12 protein-coding genes are annotated in these 13,844 nt (G+C 64.6%); 7 read left to right on the plus strand and 5 right to left on the minus strand.

Annotated features, from left to right (window positions below; all coding sequences use genetic code 11):
- Positions 1–38 precede the first annotated feature (38 nt).
- The 5 genes from ACGYLD_RS07950 to ACGYLD_RS07970 are packed head-to-tail and all read left to right on the plus strand — an operon-like array spanning position 39 to position 4,666.
- Complete coding sequence (locus ACGYLD_RS07950) at positions 39–1,358, plus strand: NAD(P)/FAD-dependent oxidoreductase (protein ID WP_394402001.1); 1,320 nt, start codon at positions 39–41, stop codon at positions 1,356–1,358.
- A complete protein-coding gene (locus ACGYLD_RS07955) occupies positions 1,355–2,143 on the plus strand; it encodes a DUF1365 domain-containing protein (protein WP_394402004.1) in 789 nt (262 codons plus the stop codon). The genes ACGYLD_RS07950 and ACGYLD_RS07955 overlap by 4 nt, the downstream gene beginning before the upstream one ends.
- Positions 2,140–3,375 (plus strand): MFS transporter, encoded by a 1,236-nt coding sequence (locus ACGYLD_RS07960; RefSeq protein ID WP_394402007.1) that lies wholly within the window; start codon positions 2,140–2,142, stop codon positions 3,373–3,375. Before ACGYLD_RS07955 ends, ACGYLD_RS07960 begins: the two co-directional genes overlap by 4 nt.
- Positions 3,372–3,938, plus strand: a complete 567-nt coding sequence (locus tag ACGYLD_RS07965; protein WP_209218426.1) for a DUF3833 family protein — start codon at positions 3,372–3,374, stop codon at positions 3,936–3,938. Before ACGYLD_RS07960 ends, ACGYLD_RS07965 begins: the two co-directional genes overlap by 4 nt.
- Positions 3,935–4,666 carry an SDR family NAD(P)-dependent oxidoreductase gene (locus ACGYLD_RS07970; protein WP_394402010.1) on the plus strand — a complete coding sequence of 244 codons (732 nt, stop codon included), beginning with the start codon at positions 3,935–3,937 and terminating at the stop codon, positions 4,664–4,666. The genes ACGYLD_RS07965 and ACGYLD_RS07970 overlap by 4 nt, the downstream gene beginning before the upstream one ends.
- Positions 4,667–4,669: 3 nt before the next feature.
- On the opposite strand, the gene ACGYLD_RS07975 is transcribed toward ACGYLD_RS07970, so the two are convergent.
- Genes ACGYLD_RS07975 through ACGYLD_RS07985 form a run of 3 tightly spaced genes read right to left on the minus strand, consistent with a single transcriptional unit; the run spans position 4,670 to position 7,021 of the window.
- Positions 4,670–5,725 carry a saccharopine dehydrogenase gene (locus ACGYLD_RS07975; protein ID WP_394402013.1) on the minus strand — a complete coding sequence of 352 codons (1,056 nt, stop codon included), beginning with the start codon at positions 5,723–5,725 and terminating at the stop codon, positions 4,670–4,672.
- Positions 5,722–6,345: a glutathione S-transferase family protein gene (locus ACGYLD_RS07980; RefSeq protein ID WP_271692938.1), complete on the minus strand. Its 624-nt coding sequence runs from the start codon at positions 6,343–6,345 to the stop codon at positions 5,722–5,724. The genes ACGYLD_RS07975 and ACGYLD_RS07980 overlap by 4 nt, the downstream gene beginning before the upstream one ends.
- A 25-nt stretch (positions 6,346–6,370) precedes the next feature.
- Positions 6,371–7,021: a histidine phosphatase family protein gene (locus ACGYLD_RS07985; RefSeq protein ID WP_271692939.1), complete on the minus strand. Its 651-nt coding sequence runs from the start codon at positions 7,019–7,021 to the stop codon at positions 6,371–6,373.
- Positions 7,022–7,194: 173 nt separating this feature from the next.
- On the opposite strand from ACGYLD_RS07985, the gene fdhF reads away from it, so the two are divergent.
- On the plus strand, positions 7,195–9,960 hold the full coding sequence (gene fdhF, locus ACGYLD_RS07990) for a formate dehydrogenase subunit alpha (RefSeq protein WP_271692940.1): 2,766 nt from the start codon (positions 7,195–7,197) through the stop codon (positions 9,958–9,960).
- A 15-nt stretch (positions 9,961–9,975) separates the two neighbouring features.
- Complete coding sequence (locus tag ACGYLD_RS07995; RefSeq protein ID WP_271692941.1) at positions 9,976–11,169, plus strand: Zn-dependent hydrolase; 1,194 nt, start codon at positions 9,976–9,978, stop codon at positions 11,167–11,169.
- Between the two features lie 6 nt (positions 11,170–11,175).
- Here ACGYLD_RS07995 and ACGYLD_RS08000 read toward each other — a convergent pair whose 3' ends face one another.
- Together ACGYLD_RS08000 and ACGYLD_RS08005 are read right to left on the minus strand one after the other, a co-directional pair.
- On the minus strand, positions 11,176–11,892 hold the full coding sequence (locus ACGYLD_RS08000; protein ID WP_271688890.1) for a response regulator transcription factor: 717 nt from the start codon (positions 11,890–11,892) through the stop codon (positions 11,176–11,178).
- Positions 11,889–13,799 (minus strand): PAS-domain containing protein, encoded by a 1,911-nt coding sequence (locus tag ACGYLD_RS08005; protein ID WP_271692942.1) that lies wholly within the window; start codon positions 13,797–13,799, stop codon positions 11,889–11,891. The genes ACGYLD_RS08000 and ACGYLD_RS08005 overlap by 4 nt, the downstream gene beginning before the upstream one ends.
- Positions 13,800–13,844 lie beyond the last annotated feature (45 nt).

Below are 13,844 nucleotides of genomic sequence, written 5' to 3' on the forward strand. Positions count from 1 at the left end.
GCCCCATATCCAAAGTTCCGGACCAAAGCAGGACGCCTATGCCTTTCGAAGCTCTGAACGACAGTACCCTCCCCCCACAGCCGCTTGGGCGGCGTGTCGCCGTGATCGGCGGCGGGATTTCCGGCATGGGGGCGGCGCATATGCTGGCACCTGCGGACCGCGTCACCCTCTATGAGGCGGGGGCCAAGATCGGCGGCCATGCGCGGACGGTGATCGCGGGCAAGAATGGCGATCAGCCGGTCGATACCGGTTTCATCGTGTTCAACTATGCCAACTACCCGCATCTTGCGGCGCTCTTTGCGGAGTTGGACGTGCCGGTCGTGCCCTCGAACATGAGCTTTGGCGCGTCGATCGATGGCGGGCGGCTGGAATATGCGCTGACCAATTTCAACGCGGTCTTCGCTCAGAAACGCAATATGTTCAGCCCGCCTTTCCTGCGAATGCTGCGGGACATTCTGCATTTTAACAAGAACGCGCTGGCCGTATCGCGTGACCCGTCGATGACCATCGCGGAGTTTCTCGACCAGCTGGGCACCGGGCCATATTTCCGCGACTTCTACCTGTCGCCCCTGTCGGGCGCGATCTGGTCTACGCCGACGGAAAAGATCATGGATTTTCCCGCCCATGCCATGGTCAATTTCTTCGAGAACCACGCGCTGCTGAATTATTCCGGTCAGCACCAGTGGTACACGGTAAAGGGCGGCTCGCGCCAATATGTCGACCGGTTGGAGAGTGCCCTGCGCGCCAAAGGTGTCGACCTGCGTACCGACAGCCCTGTGCAGGCGGTGCGCCGCACGGCGCAGGGGGCCGAGGTCCGCGCCTATGGCGGGGAGTGGGAGGCCTTCGACGAGGTGATCTTTGCCACCCATTCCGACGACACGCTGGCGATTCTTTCCGATCCGACGGAGGCCGAACAACGCGCCCTCGGCGCCATCCGCTACCAGCCCAATGACATCGTGCTGCATGCCGATGCCAAAATCATGCCCAAGCGGCGCTCCACTTGGGCATCGTGGGTCTATACCGAGGATCGCGAGCAGAAGTCCGACCGGATCGACCTGACCTATTGGATGAACTCGCTGCAACCGATCCCGCAGGACGACCCGCATTTTGTCACGCTCAACACCAAACGCACCATCCGCGAGGAGTTGATCTATGACCAAGTGACCCTGCGCCATCCGGTCTATGACCTTGCCGCCTTGGGCGCGCAGGACGAGGTACGCGCCTTCAACGGCAGCCATAACACATGGTTCTGCGGGGCATGGCTGCGCAATGGTTTCCACGAAGACGGGCTGGCCAGCGCGGTGGATGTGGTCGAACGGATGCAAGCCGCGCGGGCGGCGCCCTTGGCGGCGGAGTGACGGCACAGGTCGATCATATCCGCGGCCAGACCTTCCATGGCCGCAAGGGCGCGGTCGAGAACCGTTTCCGCTATTCGGTCGACTATGTGATCTGCGACGCCGAGGCCGAGGCGCTGGCGACGCCTGCGCTTTTCGCCCGCAATGGTGGAAATGTGACCAGCCTGCACGACAGCGACCACGGCGGCGCGCCGGGGCAGGGGCGCGGGGCCTCTTGGGTGCGCGATGTCCTGGCCGCGCATGACATCACCGGGGTCGCACAGATCGAACTTTTGGCGCAGCCGCGGGTGCTGGGCCATGTCTTCAACCCGGTCAGCTTTTGGCTCTGCCGTCGGGCCGATGATGCGCTGATCGCCGTGATTGCCGAGGTTACGAATACCTATGGTGACCGGCATTCCTATCTCTGCCATCACCCCGATCTGCGCCCCATCGCGCCCGAGGATCGCTTGCGGGCCGCAAAGCTCATGCATGTCTCGCCCTTTCAGGACATCTCGGGCGGCTATGTCTTTCGCTTTGACATCAGTGCTGAGCGGATCGGCATCTGGATCGATTTCACGGATGGGGAGAACGGGTTGATCGCCACGTTGACCGGGCCGCGTGCGCCGCTGACGAATGGCCGTATCCTCTGGTCGCTGCTGCGCCGCCCCTTTGGGGCGCGGCGGGTGCTGGCGTTGATCCATTGGCAGGCGCTGAAACTCTGGCTCAAGGGGGCGGGGTTCCGCAACCGCCCCGAGGCACCGCAGGTCGAGGTTTCCTGCGATGCGGCCCATGGCGCGGGCGGGCGATGAGGGCGCGCGCGGCCCGGCTGCCCGCCTATGCGCTTTTCGCCGCATTGCTCGCCGCGGCGGGGCTGCCGATCTACATTCACGCGCCGAAGTTCTATGTCGATGAATACGGGGTTTCGCTGACGGCACTTGGCTCTGTCCTTTTTGGTCTGCGGCTGTTGGACGTGGTGCAAGACCCGGCACTCGGGTGGCTGGCACAAGCACTCCGCCACAAACGCGGGCTGGCGGTGACGGTGGCGGGGGCGGTGATGGCGCTGGCGATGCTGGGGCTTTTCGCGGTGCCCGCGCCGATGGCGCCCGTGCTGTGGTTCGCCCTGATGCTGACGCTGGTCTTCTCGGCCTTCAGCTTTCTGACCATCTGTTTCTATGCCCAAGGGGTGGCCAAGGCCGACAGCCTGCCGGGAGCCGGACATTTGACGTTAGCCCGATGGCGCGAGACCGGGGCACTTTTGGGCGTTTGTCTGGCCTCGGTTGCGCCCCTGCTGTTGGGCTTGGCGCTGGATCGCCCCTTTGCCGGTTTCGCGGTGGGCTTCGCGGTTTTGGCGCTTTGGGCCACGGTCGCGATGCGCGGGGAGTGGCGGGCAGCGGGGCTGCCGAGCGCGGGCGGTTTCGGCACCGTCTTGCGCGACGCGCAGGCGCGGCGGCTGTTGCTAATCGCACTGGTCAATGCCGCCCCGGTCGCCGTGACCTCAACCCTGTTTCTCTTCTACGTCGAACTGGCGCTTGAGGCACCGGGATGGGAGGGGCCGCTCTTGCTGCTGTTTTTCATCGCGGCGGCGGCGGCAGCACCGCTTTGGGGGATGCTGGCCGAACGCCACGGCCCGCGCCGGGTGCTCTTGGCAGCGATGGCCTTGGGCATCGCCGCTTTCGGCGGGGCGCTGTTTCTGGGTCCGGGGGATGTAGTGCTGTTCGCCTTGGTCTGTCTGGCTTCCGGCGCGGTCTTGGGAGCCGACCTGACTCTGCTGCCTGCCATGTTCGCCAGCCGCATGGCGCAGATCTCTCCCTCGGCGGCCGAAGGCTTTGGCCTTTGGTCTTTCGTGTCCAAACTGACCTTGGCTTTCGCGGCGGCGGCCCTACTTCCCGCCTTAGAAAGTGCAGGGTTGCAGACCGCAACGGGGACCAGTTCCGACACATCCATCTCCCTGTTGATCTGGTTCTATGCCGGTGTACCTTGCGCCCTGAAATTGCTGGCGATTGCTCTTCTCGCCGGTGCAAAAGACGTGGAGACATCGTGACAGAGCCGCTAATCTTTATCGCTGTCGGGCTGGGCCTTGGTCTATTGCTCACCTTCCTGCGCCGCCGGTTGGGGGAGTTTCACGGCCAATCGCCCAGCGACTATGTGGATTCCTTCCCCGTCTTCGACCTGCGTTTGCATCTGCGCGATGAGATGATCTGCGAGGGCGTGATTTTCGGCCCCCTTGGTCGGGTCACCAGCAGTTTCACGGCCAAGTTCGACGTGTCTTGGGAGGGCGATGTCGCCACCGTGGCCGAGAGTTTTCGCTATAACGATGGCTCGCGTCAGCAGCGCGAATGGACTGTGACACTGGGCGAGAATGGACGTTTCACCAGCACTGCGCCGGATGTGATCGGGGTGGGGCAGGGCGTTCAGGCTGGTCCGACATTGCAGTTGCGCTATCGTATCCAACTGCCCGAGGAACTGGGCAGCCATGTGCTGAAAACCGTCGATTGGATGTATCTCACCCCCGATGGCACCATCGTCAATCGCAGCCAGTTTCGGAAGTTCGGGATCAAAGTAGCAGAATTGGTCGCCACCCTGCGACCGGCGGAGGAAAGATGAAAGACTGGCAAGGCAAGACCTATTGGCTGGTGGGCGCGAGCGACGGGCTTGGCGCGGCACTGGCGCATCAACTCAGCCGCACCGGGGCCGAGGTGATCCTTTCTGCCCGGTCCGAAGATAAGCTGACCGAACTCGCGCAGGCGCTGCCGGGGCGGGCACGGGTGCGGGTCATGGATGTGACCGATGACGAAGACGTCGCACAGGCCGCCAAGGACGTGGGGCCGATCGACGGGCTGGTCTATCTGGCGGGGGCCTATTGGCCCTTTGGCGCACAGGATTGGGACGCGAAACATGGGGTAACGATGGCCGATGTGAACTTCACCGGCTTGATGCGTGTCTTGGGGCAGGTGGTGCCGCAGATGGTCGACCGCGATCATGGGCATATCGTCATCACCTCCAGCCTGACCGCCTATCGCGGGCTGCCCGGCTCCATCGGTTATACGGCCTCCAAGGCGGCGACGCTGTCGCTGGCGGAATGCATGCATGCCGATCTGCGCAAGACCGGCGTGCAGGTGCAGGCGATCAACCCGGGCTTTATCAAGACCCAGTTGACCGACAAGAACGATTTCAAGATGCCCTTTTTGATGGAGCCCGATGACGCCGCGCGCCGTGTCTTCGAGCATATGAACAGGGACAGTTTTAAACTGGACTTCCCTTACGGCTTCTCACTGCTGTTCCGTTTGGGGCGCTTCCTGCCGGATTGGCTGTATTACCGGTTCTTTTCCTGAAGGTCAGACCTCGGCGACATGCTGATCGAACAGAACTCGCGCACGTTGCCAGACGGCATGATCCGTCTTTGACAGCGCCTGCAGGGTCGGCAGCAACTGGCCCGCGAAATCCTCTGAGCTTTCGCGCGGCAGCATGGATGGCAGGTTGTCGATGGCCATGACATCCAGCGGCGGCGCGTCATGCACGCGCAGCGCTGGCTCCGCCCAAGTGGTCGCGCGGTCATAGACCTGCACCGGGTTGAAGGCGCTGTCGGGGTCGCAGGCGATGTCGCCGATCACGCGCAGGGCGCGCTCGGCCTGAGGGGCATCGGGGCGGACGAAGGCGGGGGTGTCTGGCCCTGCGAGGATGCAGTTGAAGAAATAGGCGTGGTCGAGGATTTCGGGGAAGGGTCCGCCGTGGGCGGTCTCTGCCATGTCCCAACCGGTGACGGGGATGCCAAGTGCCGCGCAAAGATCGCTCGCCCCGCGTCCCACCCGGCCCAAGGCCCCGATCACGAGCGCGCGGTCGCCGCTCGCGTCGACTTGGGCGAGTTCTTTGCTCAATGCGGCTTTCAGCGCTTCGGCGTTAGCGTAGGGCGCAACCGGCCCGCAGGTCTCTCCGCGCAGCTGCGCGATGCGGCATTTGACCGAGACGGCTGCCCCCGCAAAGCCCGCCCAATAGCCAAAGGCGGCAACGCGGCGGCCATCGTCATCGGTCAGGTACTCCAAATCCAGCAGCGCGCCGCCGCCGGCCTTGAACCGCTCTAGTAGTTTGCGGCCCGAGGATTGGCCCTTGTAGGCATGGCCGAACATGATGTGCGTATGCGGCAGGGGCGTGCCGTCTTCGGGCAGTTCCTTGAGGCCAAAGATCACCGCATCGCGCGGGGCCTCGGGCCAGCTATGGGCCGGAACGATCTCGCACCCCGCCCGCGCATAGGCGGCGGTGGGGATCACGCGGCTGTCACTGTCTTCGATGCTCACCTTCGTGCCGGATGCGATCAGCGCGGCGGCCCCTTCGGGCGTCAGCCCGGTGCGGGTCTCATTGTCGCGCTGCTCGGCGCGGAGCCATAGGTGGGTCATGCCAAGAATCCTTTCGCGCGCATGGCCTTGACGCTGTCGCGGTCTTCCATCCGGGCGGCGAAGGCGTCGAGCCGTGGGTAGGCCGCACGGTCGACCCCGTCACCGGCCAGCCACCCCGAGACGACAAAGAGATAGGGATCGGCCAGCGACAGGGCATCACCCGCCACGAAGTCACCCCTAAAGGCGTGATTCTCGATATAGGCGGCGCAATCGGCCATGGTCTGCGGCACCTTGGCTTTCATATCGTCAAAACTCGATTGCTGATCGGCCCAGCGGTGGCCGCGCATTTTATGCGCGTGGGCCACATGCATGGTCGAGGCGAGGTAGTACATCACCCCGCGCATATGCGCCGCGCGTTCAGGGTCGGGAGGGACCAGCCCCGCATCGGGCGCGCGGGCGGCGACATAGTCCAAAAGCGCGCCGGTCTCGGTCAGGGCGCTGCCCGGTTCGGTCACGAGGGTCGGCACGCGGCCCTTGGGGTTCAGCGCCAGATAGGGTGCGGCGGTCTGTTCGGCGCTGGCGAAATCGACCTTCACCGGCTCATAGGGCAGCCCCGCTTCTTCGAGGGCGATAGCAACGGCGACCGAGATCGTGCCGGGGGCGTAGTGAAGTTTCAGCATGGGTCAGCCTTTCGCGGGCGAGGGGTTACATATGCGTTTGTGCAAGGCGGCGGTCGGGCCGGTCAAGATGCGGCACCGCGTTGAACAGCACCGGCGACCAATGCCCGCCGATGGGAAAGAGCCGGTGCATCGAAGTATGCATGATCGCCAGCGCCAGCCGCGCCATCGCCGGAATCCCGACGCCCATCGCCTGCGCCATCGCTAGAGAGATCAGCCCGCCCGAGGTCACCACCAGCGCCGGGCCTTCGCCCTCGGCGATCTCGGCGAGGACGGATTGCACCCGCGTCTCGAAGCTTTCATAGGTCTCTGGCGTATCGGCAAGCTTGCCCGCTTTCCAATAGTCAAAGACCTGCGGCAGGTGGTGCACGAACTCGCCCTCACGGGGGAAGGGCACCTTGTGCTGCTGCTCCATCAAGTTGGCGAGGGTGAAATACTCCAGCTCGTTCAACCGCGCGTCGCGGATCGGCTCAAGCCCGGTGTTCATCCCCTCCGCCGTTTCGATATGGCGGGTCAACGTGCCGGTATAGAGCCTTGTGTGGTAGGTCTCGCTCTGGCGCAGATGGTCGCCCAGCCACGCGGCTTGCTCATGGCCAAGCGGGCTGAGTTGATCATAGCTCAGCTCGTCCTTGGCGATGGAATTGGCTTGGCCGTGGCGGATCAGGGTAATGTGGGACATCAAATGGCTTTCACTGTTCGCCCAAGTGATAGGGCAGCTTGTCGGGCCATACAATGCAATGCGCCGCAATGCGCTGGCGCGGCGTTTATCCGTGACGGGGTGTCGGGATTGGCCCCTGACAAGCGCCGGATTTTGCCTATAGTTTGGGCAATAGCCAAGGGGAGGGGGCAGCCATGGCCGAGAGGATCACATTCACGCTTGATGGGCAGACCGTCGAGGCCGAGGCCGGCATGACCATTTGGGAGGTCGCCAACGGTCGGGGTTTGAAAATCCCGCATCTGTGCCACAAACCCGCCCCCGGCTACCGCCCCGATGGCAATTGCCGCGCCTGTATGGTTGAGATCGAGGGCGAGCGTGTGCTGGCGGCGTCGTGCATCCGCGAACCTGCCGAGGGGATGGTCGTCACCACCAACAACGCCCGGGCCGAGAATGCGCGCAAGATGGTGATGGAATTGCTGCTGGCGGACCAGCCTGCGCAGGACGTGGCGCATGACAAGTCGAGCCACATGCGCGAGATGGCGGCGCTGAATGGCGTAGAGGAAAGCCGTTTTCCCAAGTTGGAGCGCGACCGCGTGCCGCTTTTGGACGACAGCCATGTCGCCATGCGCGTGAACCTCGACGCCTGTATCCAGTGCAACCTTTGCGTTCGCGCTTGCCGTGAGGTGCAGGTCAACGACGTGATCGGCATGGCGGGACGCGGCCATGACGCCTATCCGGTCTTCGACATCGACGATCCCATGGGTGCCTCGACCTGCGTGGCCTGCGGCGAATGCGTGCAGGCTTGCCCGACGGGGGCGCTGATGCCCGCAAGCGTGGTCGACGAGGCGCAGGTCGGTGACTCTGCCGACTTTGACAATGAGGTCGCCAGCGTCTGCCCCTTCTGCGGCGTCGGCTGCCAGATCTCGCTCAAGGTGAAGGACAACAAGGTCAAATATGTCGAAGGCATCAACGGCCCGGCCAACGAGGGGCGGCTCTGCGTCAAGGGGCGCTTTGGCTTCGACTACATCCACCACGATCACCGCCTGACCACGCCGCTGATCCGCCGCGACGACGCGCCCGCCAAGGAACTGAACGTCGATCCGGGCAACTGGGGCGAGGTGTTCCGCGAGGCGACATGGGACGAGGCGCTGGATTTTGCCGCCAAGGGCCTGAAAGGGCGCGGCCGCGAGGTGGCGGGCTTCGGCAGTGCCAAATGCACCAATGAGGAAGCCTATCTGTTCCAGAAGATGGTCCGGCAGGGGTTTGGCCACAACAACGTCGACCACTGCACGCGGCTGTGTCACGCCTCCTCAGTCGCGGCGCTGATGGAGAATGTCGGGAGCGGCGCGGTCACCGCCACCTTCAACGAGATTGAGAACGCCGATGTGGCCATCGTGATCGGTGCCAACCCGGTGGAGAACCACCCCGTCGCTGCGACCTATTTCAAGCAGTTCACCAAGCGCGGCGGCAAGCTCATCGTCATGGACCCGCGCGGGCAGGGCCTGCGCCGGTTTGCGTCGCATATGCTGCAATTCCGCCCCGGTACCGACGTGGCGATGCTGAACGCGATCATGCATGTGATCGTGGAGGAAGGTCTCTATGATGAGCAATACATCAAAGCCTATACCGAGAATTGGGAGGCCGAGAAGGCGCATCTGAAGGACTTCCCGCCCGAGGCCATGGCCGCCGTCTGCGGCATCGAGGCCGAGGTGCTGCGCGACGTGGCGCGCATCTTTGCCGGGGCCAAGGCGGGGATGATTTTCTGGGGCATGGGGGTGAGCCAGCACATCCACGGCACCGACAATTCGCGTTGCCTGATTTCTCTGGCGCTGATGACCGGCCATGTCGGCCGTCCCGGCACCGGGCTGCACCCTTTGCGCGGGCAGAACAACGTGCAGGGCGCCTCGGACGCGGGCCTCATCCCGATGTTCCTGCCCGATTACCAGCCCGTCGGCGACGACGGGGTGCGCTCGGCTTTCACCGAAGTTTGGGGCTCAGGCGATTTTAGCGCCGAGAAGGGTCTCACGGTGACCGAGATCATGGATGCGGTGCATGACGGCGACATCAAGGCGATGTATGTGCTGGGCGAGAACCCGGCCATGTCGGACCCGGACGTGGCGCATGCCCGCGCTGCCCTTGCCAAGCTCGACCACCTCGTGGTGCAGGACATCTTCCTGACCGAAACGGCAAACTACGCCGACGTGATCCTGCCCGCCTCGGCCTTCGCGGAAAAAACCGGCACGGTGACCAACACCAACCGGCAAGTACAGATGGGCCGCCCGGCCGTGACTCCACCCGGCGAGGCGCGCGAGGATTGGTGGATCGAAGTGGAACTGGCCAAGCGGCTGGGGCTGGGCTGGTCCTACGAAAGCCCGGCTGAGGTCTTTGCCGAGATGAAGTGCAACATGGCCTCGCTCGACAATATCACATGGGACCGGCTGGCGCAGGAAAATGCGGTGACCTACCCGTCGCTCAGCGAAAACGATCCCGGGCAGGCCATTGTCTTTAGCGAGGGGTTCCCCCGGCCCGAAGGCCGCGCCAAATTCACCCCCGCCGCGATCGTGGCCCCGGATGACGCGCCGGATGACGCCTATCCGATGATCCTGACCACTGGGCGCCAGTTGGAACATTGGCACACCGGCTCGATGACCCGGCGCTCCAAGGTGCTCGACGGACTGGAGCCGGAGGCGAATTGCTCGCTCCACCCCTCGACCCTGCGCCGCCTTGGCGTGACCCCGGGGGAGCATGTGCGGCTGTCAACCAAACGCGGCAGTATCGAGATCATGGCCCGTGCGGATCGCGCCGTGGCGCCCGACATGGTTTTCCTGCCCTTCGCCTATGTCGAAGCGGCGGCGAATATCCTGACAAATCCAGCAGTTGACCCCTACGGCAAGATCCCGGAGTTTAAGTTCTCTGCCGTCAGGGTGGAGGCGGCGAAAGGGGCCGTCGCCGCCGAGTAAGGAAAGTTTGGAAGAATGAAGATTGATGCCGCCCGATTTTTGAAAGACCTGCACGATCTGCGCGCCATCGGCGCTGCGGGTGTCGGCAAGGGCGTGGTGCGCCCGGCCTATTCCGCCGCCGATGTGGAGGCGCGCGAATGGCTTGCTGGGCGGATGCGCGATGCGGGGCTGAAGGTCGAGGTCGACGCGATGGGCAACCTCTTTGGCTTGGCCGAGGGGCCGTCGATCCTGTTGGGGTCGCATTCCGACAGCCAGCCCGAAGGCGGCTGGCTTGATGGGGCTTTGGGCGTGATCGCCGCGCTTGAAGTCGCCCGCGCGGCGGGTGAGGCCGGAGGGCCTGCGGTCTCGGTCGTGTCCTTTCAGGATGAAGAGGGGCGCTTTGGCGTGACCACCGGTTCGACGGTCTGGTCCGGCGCTTTGGATCAGGCCGAGGCCGATGGCTTTACCGACGACGCCGGGGTCAGCTTGGCCGAGGCGCGCCGCGCGATGGCGGGTATGGTCACCGGCCCCGTCGATCCCGCGCAGTTCACCGGCTATATCGAGTTGCACATCGAACAGGGGCCGACGCTGGATGACAGCGGTGAGCAGATCGGTGTGGTCAGCGACATCGTCGGCATCCGCGATATGAAGGTGACCTTTGAGGGCCAGCAGAACCACGCGGGCACCACTCCGATGGCGGTGCGGCGCGATGCGTTTCAGGCGGTGTCGGAGTTTAACAGTCTGTTGAACGACCGGCTGCGCAATGTGGTGACGCCGAGCACCGTCTGGACCATCGGCCACGTCAGCCTGCACCCCAATGCTTCGTCCATCGTGCCGGGCAAGGCCGTGTTCTCCATGCAATGGCGCGATGGCGACAGTGACCGTCTGGGGCGGATGGAGAAGGTCATCCGAGAGACCGCCGAAGAGGTGGCCCAGACACGCGGGATGGACCTGAGCTTTGGCCCGATGCTGGGGCTGGAGCCGGTTGCCATGGACGCGCGGCTGCGCGATGCGCTGGCGGAGGCGGCTGAAGCCGTGGCCCCCGGCAAATGGCGCAAGATGCCCTCGGGTGCGCTGCATGACGCGACCAATGTGGCGCGGCTGATGCCGGTGGCGATGCTGTTCGCGCCGTCGATCAACGGGATCAGCCATGCCTTCGAAGAAGACACGGATGAGGCCGATTTGGTCGCGGCAGTCGAGGTGCTGGGGCGGGCGGTGGCGGCGCTTTAAACGCGCTCAGTCCCAGTCCACATCGCCGAGGAAGATATAGCCCGCGCCGTAGATCGTCTTGATCAACTGCGGGTTCTTCGGGTCTTCGCCAAGCTTCGTGCGCAGCCGCGAGATGCGCACGTCCATCGCCCGGTCGAAACTTTCAGAGGCGACGCCGCCGAGGCTTTCTTGCATCTGCGCGCGGCTGATCAGCCGTTTCGGGGCGTCGAGGAAGAGCCGCAGCACCTCGCCCTCGGCATGGGAGAAGGTGACCTCGGCGCCCGAGGCGTCCTGTAGCACATAGCGGTCGAAATGCGCGGTCCAGCCGTTGAACCGCGCCGTGGTGCCGGCCTGCGGCGTCGGCTTGGCGCTGCGCAGGCGGGCGCGGATGCGGGCCACGACCTCGGCCGGGTCGAAGGGTTTGATGATGTAGTCGTCGGCGCCAAGTTCCAGCCCCGTGACACGGTCCTGCACCTGCGCGCGGCCCGAGATGATTATCACGATGGCGCCCTGCTCAAGCGCCAGACGGTGCACCAGCGTCAGCCCGTCGGTGTCGGGCAGCGACAGATCGACAAGGCAGACATCGGGCGTATGGCTGGCCAATGCGGCCTCAAAGGCCCGCGCGCGGCCAAAGCTGAGCGTGTCGAAGCCCGCTTCCTGCAACGTGTCCGACAGCATCTGCCGGATCTCGGGTTCGTCATCCAGAATGGTGACCAGCGGGCGCGGGGCGGTATCACGGCTCATGGGGCGGTGGCTTTCAATGGGGCGATCAAGGCTTGCAGATCGTCTTTTTCAAAGGGTTTGCGCAGCACCGGCGCGAGGGTCTGCGCCTCGACGAAAAGCGGGTGATCGGGGGGCAGGGAGGTCATCAGCAAGAGCGGCAGGCTGCTGCCGACGCGGCGGGCAAGGTCGATCCCGGTGCCCTCGCCCGAAAGCTGAATGTCCGACAGCACCAGCGCGATGTCAGGCAGATCGGCGATGAGGGCGGTGGCCTCATCCGCGCTGGTCGCCTCGATCACCGAATGGCCCTGATCCATGAGCATGTCGCGCACCACGGCACGGATATCGGTGGTGTCCTCGACCAGCAGCACCAGCCCGGTGGTGGCGGGCACGGCGACCCGGTAGGGCAGGCGCAGGCTGATCTGCGCGCCGCCCTCGGGCGCATTGCTCAGCCGCAGATCGCCGCCTGAGGATTTGGTCATATCATAGACCATCGACAGGCCCAGCCCGGAGCCCTCGCTGCCCTTGGTGGTAAAGAAGGGCTCGACCCCGCGTTCCAGCGCCGAGGGCGCAAAGCCCGGCCCGGTGTCGTGGATCACCCATTCGATCCATGTGTTATGCACCAGCCGTTGGGTCAGCGTGATGGTGCCCCGCGCGCCGCAGGCATCACGGGCGTTGAGGATGAGGTTCAACAGCGCATCCTGCACCCGGCCTTTGTCGAGCAGCACCGCGCCCTCGGGCACGTCATTGTGCACCACCAGCGCGCATTTCGGCGGCAGGGTGGGGGCGGCGAGGGTCGAAAGCTCACTCAGCAAAGCGGCGGGGTCGGTGGCCACGGGGCGCAGGGCGCGGGGTTCGGTCACATCAGCGATGGAGCTGAGCAGCGTGCCGCCCCGCCGTGCGGCGGCCAAGGTGCCTTCGACCAATTCGCCCGCTTGTGGCGGCATGTCGGGCAGCCGGGCGAGTTTCGATTGCATGCCGAGGATGATCGTCAAAAGGTTTGAGAAGTCATGCGCCAGCCCAGAGATCATCCGCGAGGCCAACTCGCGTTTCAGCGTCTGTTGCAGGGCGACGCGGGTCTGGGTCTCTTCGGTGATGTCCATCGACAGGATATAGACCCCGCCGCGCCCATCGGGGGTAAAGGCACCGCGAATGCGGCGGGCGGATTCATCATGGGTGAATTCGATCACCGCCGGGCTGCCCGCATAGGCTTGGGTCAGCGCGGGCTTGATCCGCGCATAGGCCGCCGCCCCAAGCGCGTCACTGATATGCAGCCCGTAGATGTTGCTGGGCCGCCCCGGCATCACGCTGCTGAGCCGGCGGTTGGAGTAGATGTAATGTCCGCTCGCGTCGACATGGGCGATATGGGCGGGCATCATCTCGGTCGTGAGCCGGGTGCGGGCCTCGCTTTCGGTGACCTGCCGCTTGGCCTCTTCCAGCGCGGTAATCGTCGCCTCCAACTGGCGGTTCGTGGCGGCCAGTTGTTCGGCATGGGACAGCAGTTGATCGCTCAGCGCGTCCGACCGTGCGCGCAACAGCGCTTCTTGCCGCTTGGTGTTGGTGATGTCGGTATAGACGGTGACCCAGCCGCCCTGTGGCAGGGGCGAGCCTTCGACACTGATGGTGCGCCCGTTCGAGCGGGTCCGCTCCATGTAATGCGGCACGAAGGCGCGGGCCTGTTCCACCCGTTCGGCCACGAAGGCGTCGACATCCCCCACCTCGCCATACTCGCCGGTGCCAGCCAGATGGCGGATCGTATCCTCGAAGGGCGCGCCGGGGGTCACCAGCCGGTCCGGCAGGTCGAACATGGATTGAAACGGGGCGTTGCAGACCGCGAGCCGAAGGTCGCTGTCATAGATGGTCAGCGCCTGAGCGATCAGGTTTAGACCGGCATTGGTCAGCGCTTTGGTTTGGTCGTCGGTGATCTGCATCGGCATCCTTTCGCATAGGGCTAGCATCGCGCGGGCGAAAGGCAA

Origin of the sequence: Sulfitobacter sp. 1A12056 (genome assembly GCF_043558125.1) — a bacterium.
Lineage (GTDB): Bacteria > Pseudomonadota > Alphaproteobacteria > Rhodobacterales > Rhodobacteraceae > Sulfitobacter > Sulfitobacter faviae.

What these genes read in the sequence shown, in the direction of transcription:
- ACGYLD_RS07980 (WP_271692938.1), bottom strand. Translation starts at nt 6,345, where the DNA reads ATGCTGAAACTTCACTACGCCCCCGGCACGATCTCGGTCGCCGTTGCT.
- ACGYLD_RS07975 (WP_394402013.1), bottom strand. Translation starts at nt 5,725, where the DNA reads ATGACCCACCTATGGCTCCGCGCCGAGCAGCGCGACAATGAGACCCGC.
- ACGYLD_RS07970 (WP_394402010.1), top strand. Translation starts at nt 3,935, where the DNA reads ATGAAAGACTGGCAAGGCAAGACCTATTGGCTGGTGGGCGCGAGCGAC.
- ACGYLD_RS07950 (WP_394402001.1), top strand. Translation starts at nt 39, where the DNA reads ATGCCTTTCGAAGCTCTGAACGACAGTACCCTCCCCCCACAGCCGCTT.
- ACGYLD_RS07995 (WP_271692941.1), top strand. Translation starts at nt 9,976, where the DNA reads ATGAAGATTGATGCCGCCCGATTTTTGAAAGACCTGCACGATCTGCGC.
- ACGYLD_RS07960 (WP_394402007.1), top strand. Translation starts at nt 2,140, where the DNA reads ATGAGGGCGCGCGCGGCCCGGCTGCCCGCCTATGCGCTTTTCGCCGCA.
- fdhF (WP_271692940.1), top strand. Translation starts at nt 7,195, where the DNA reads ATGGCCGAGAGGATCACATTCACGCTTGATGGGCAGACCGTCGAGGCC.
- ACGYLD_RS08005 (WP_271692942.1), bottom strand. Translation starts at nt 13,799, where the DNA reads ATGCAGATCACCGACGACCAAACCAAAGCGCTGACCAATGCCGGTCTA.
- ACGYLD_RS08000 (WP_271688890.1), bottom strand. Translation starts at nt 11,892, where the DNA reads ATGAGCCGTGATACCGCCCCGCGCCCGCTGGTCACCATTCTGGATGAC.
- ACGYLD_RS07985 (WP_271692939.1), bottom strand. Translation starts at nt 7,021, where the DNA reads ATGTCCCACATTACCCTGATCCGCCACGGCCAAGCCAATTCCATCGCC.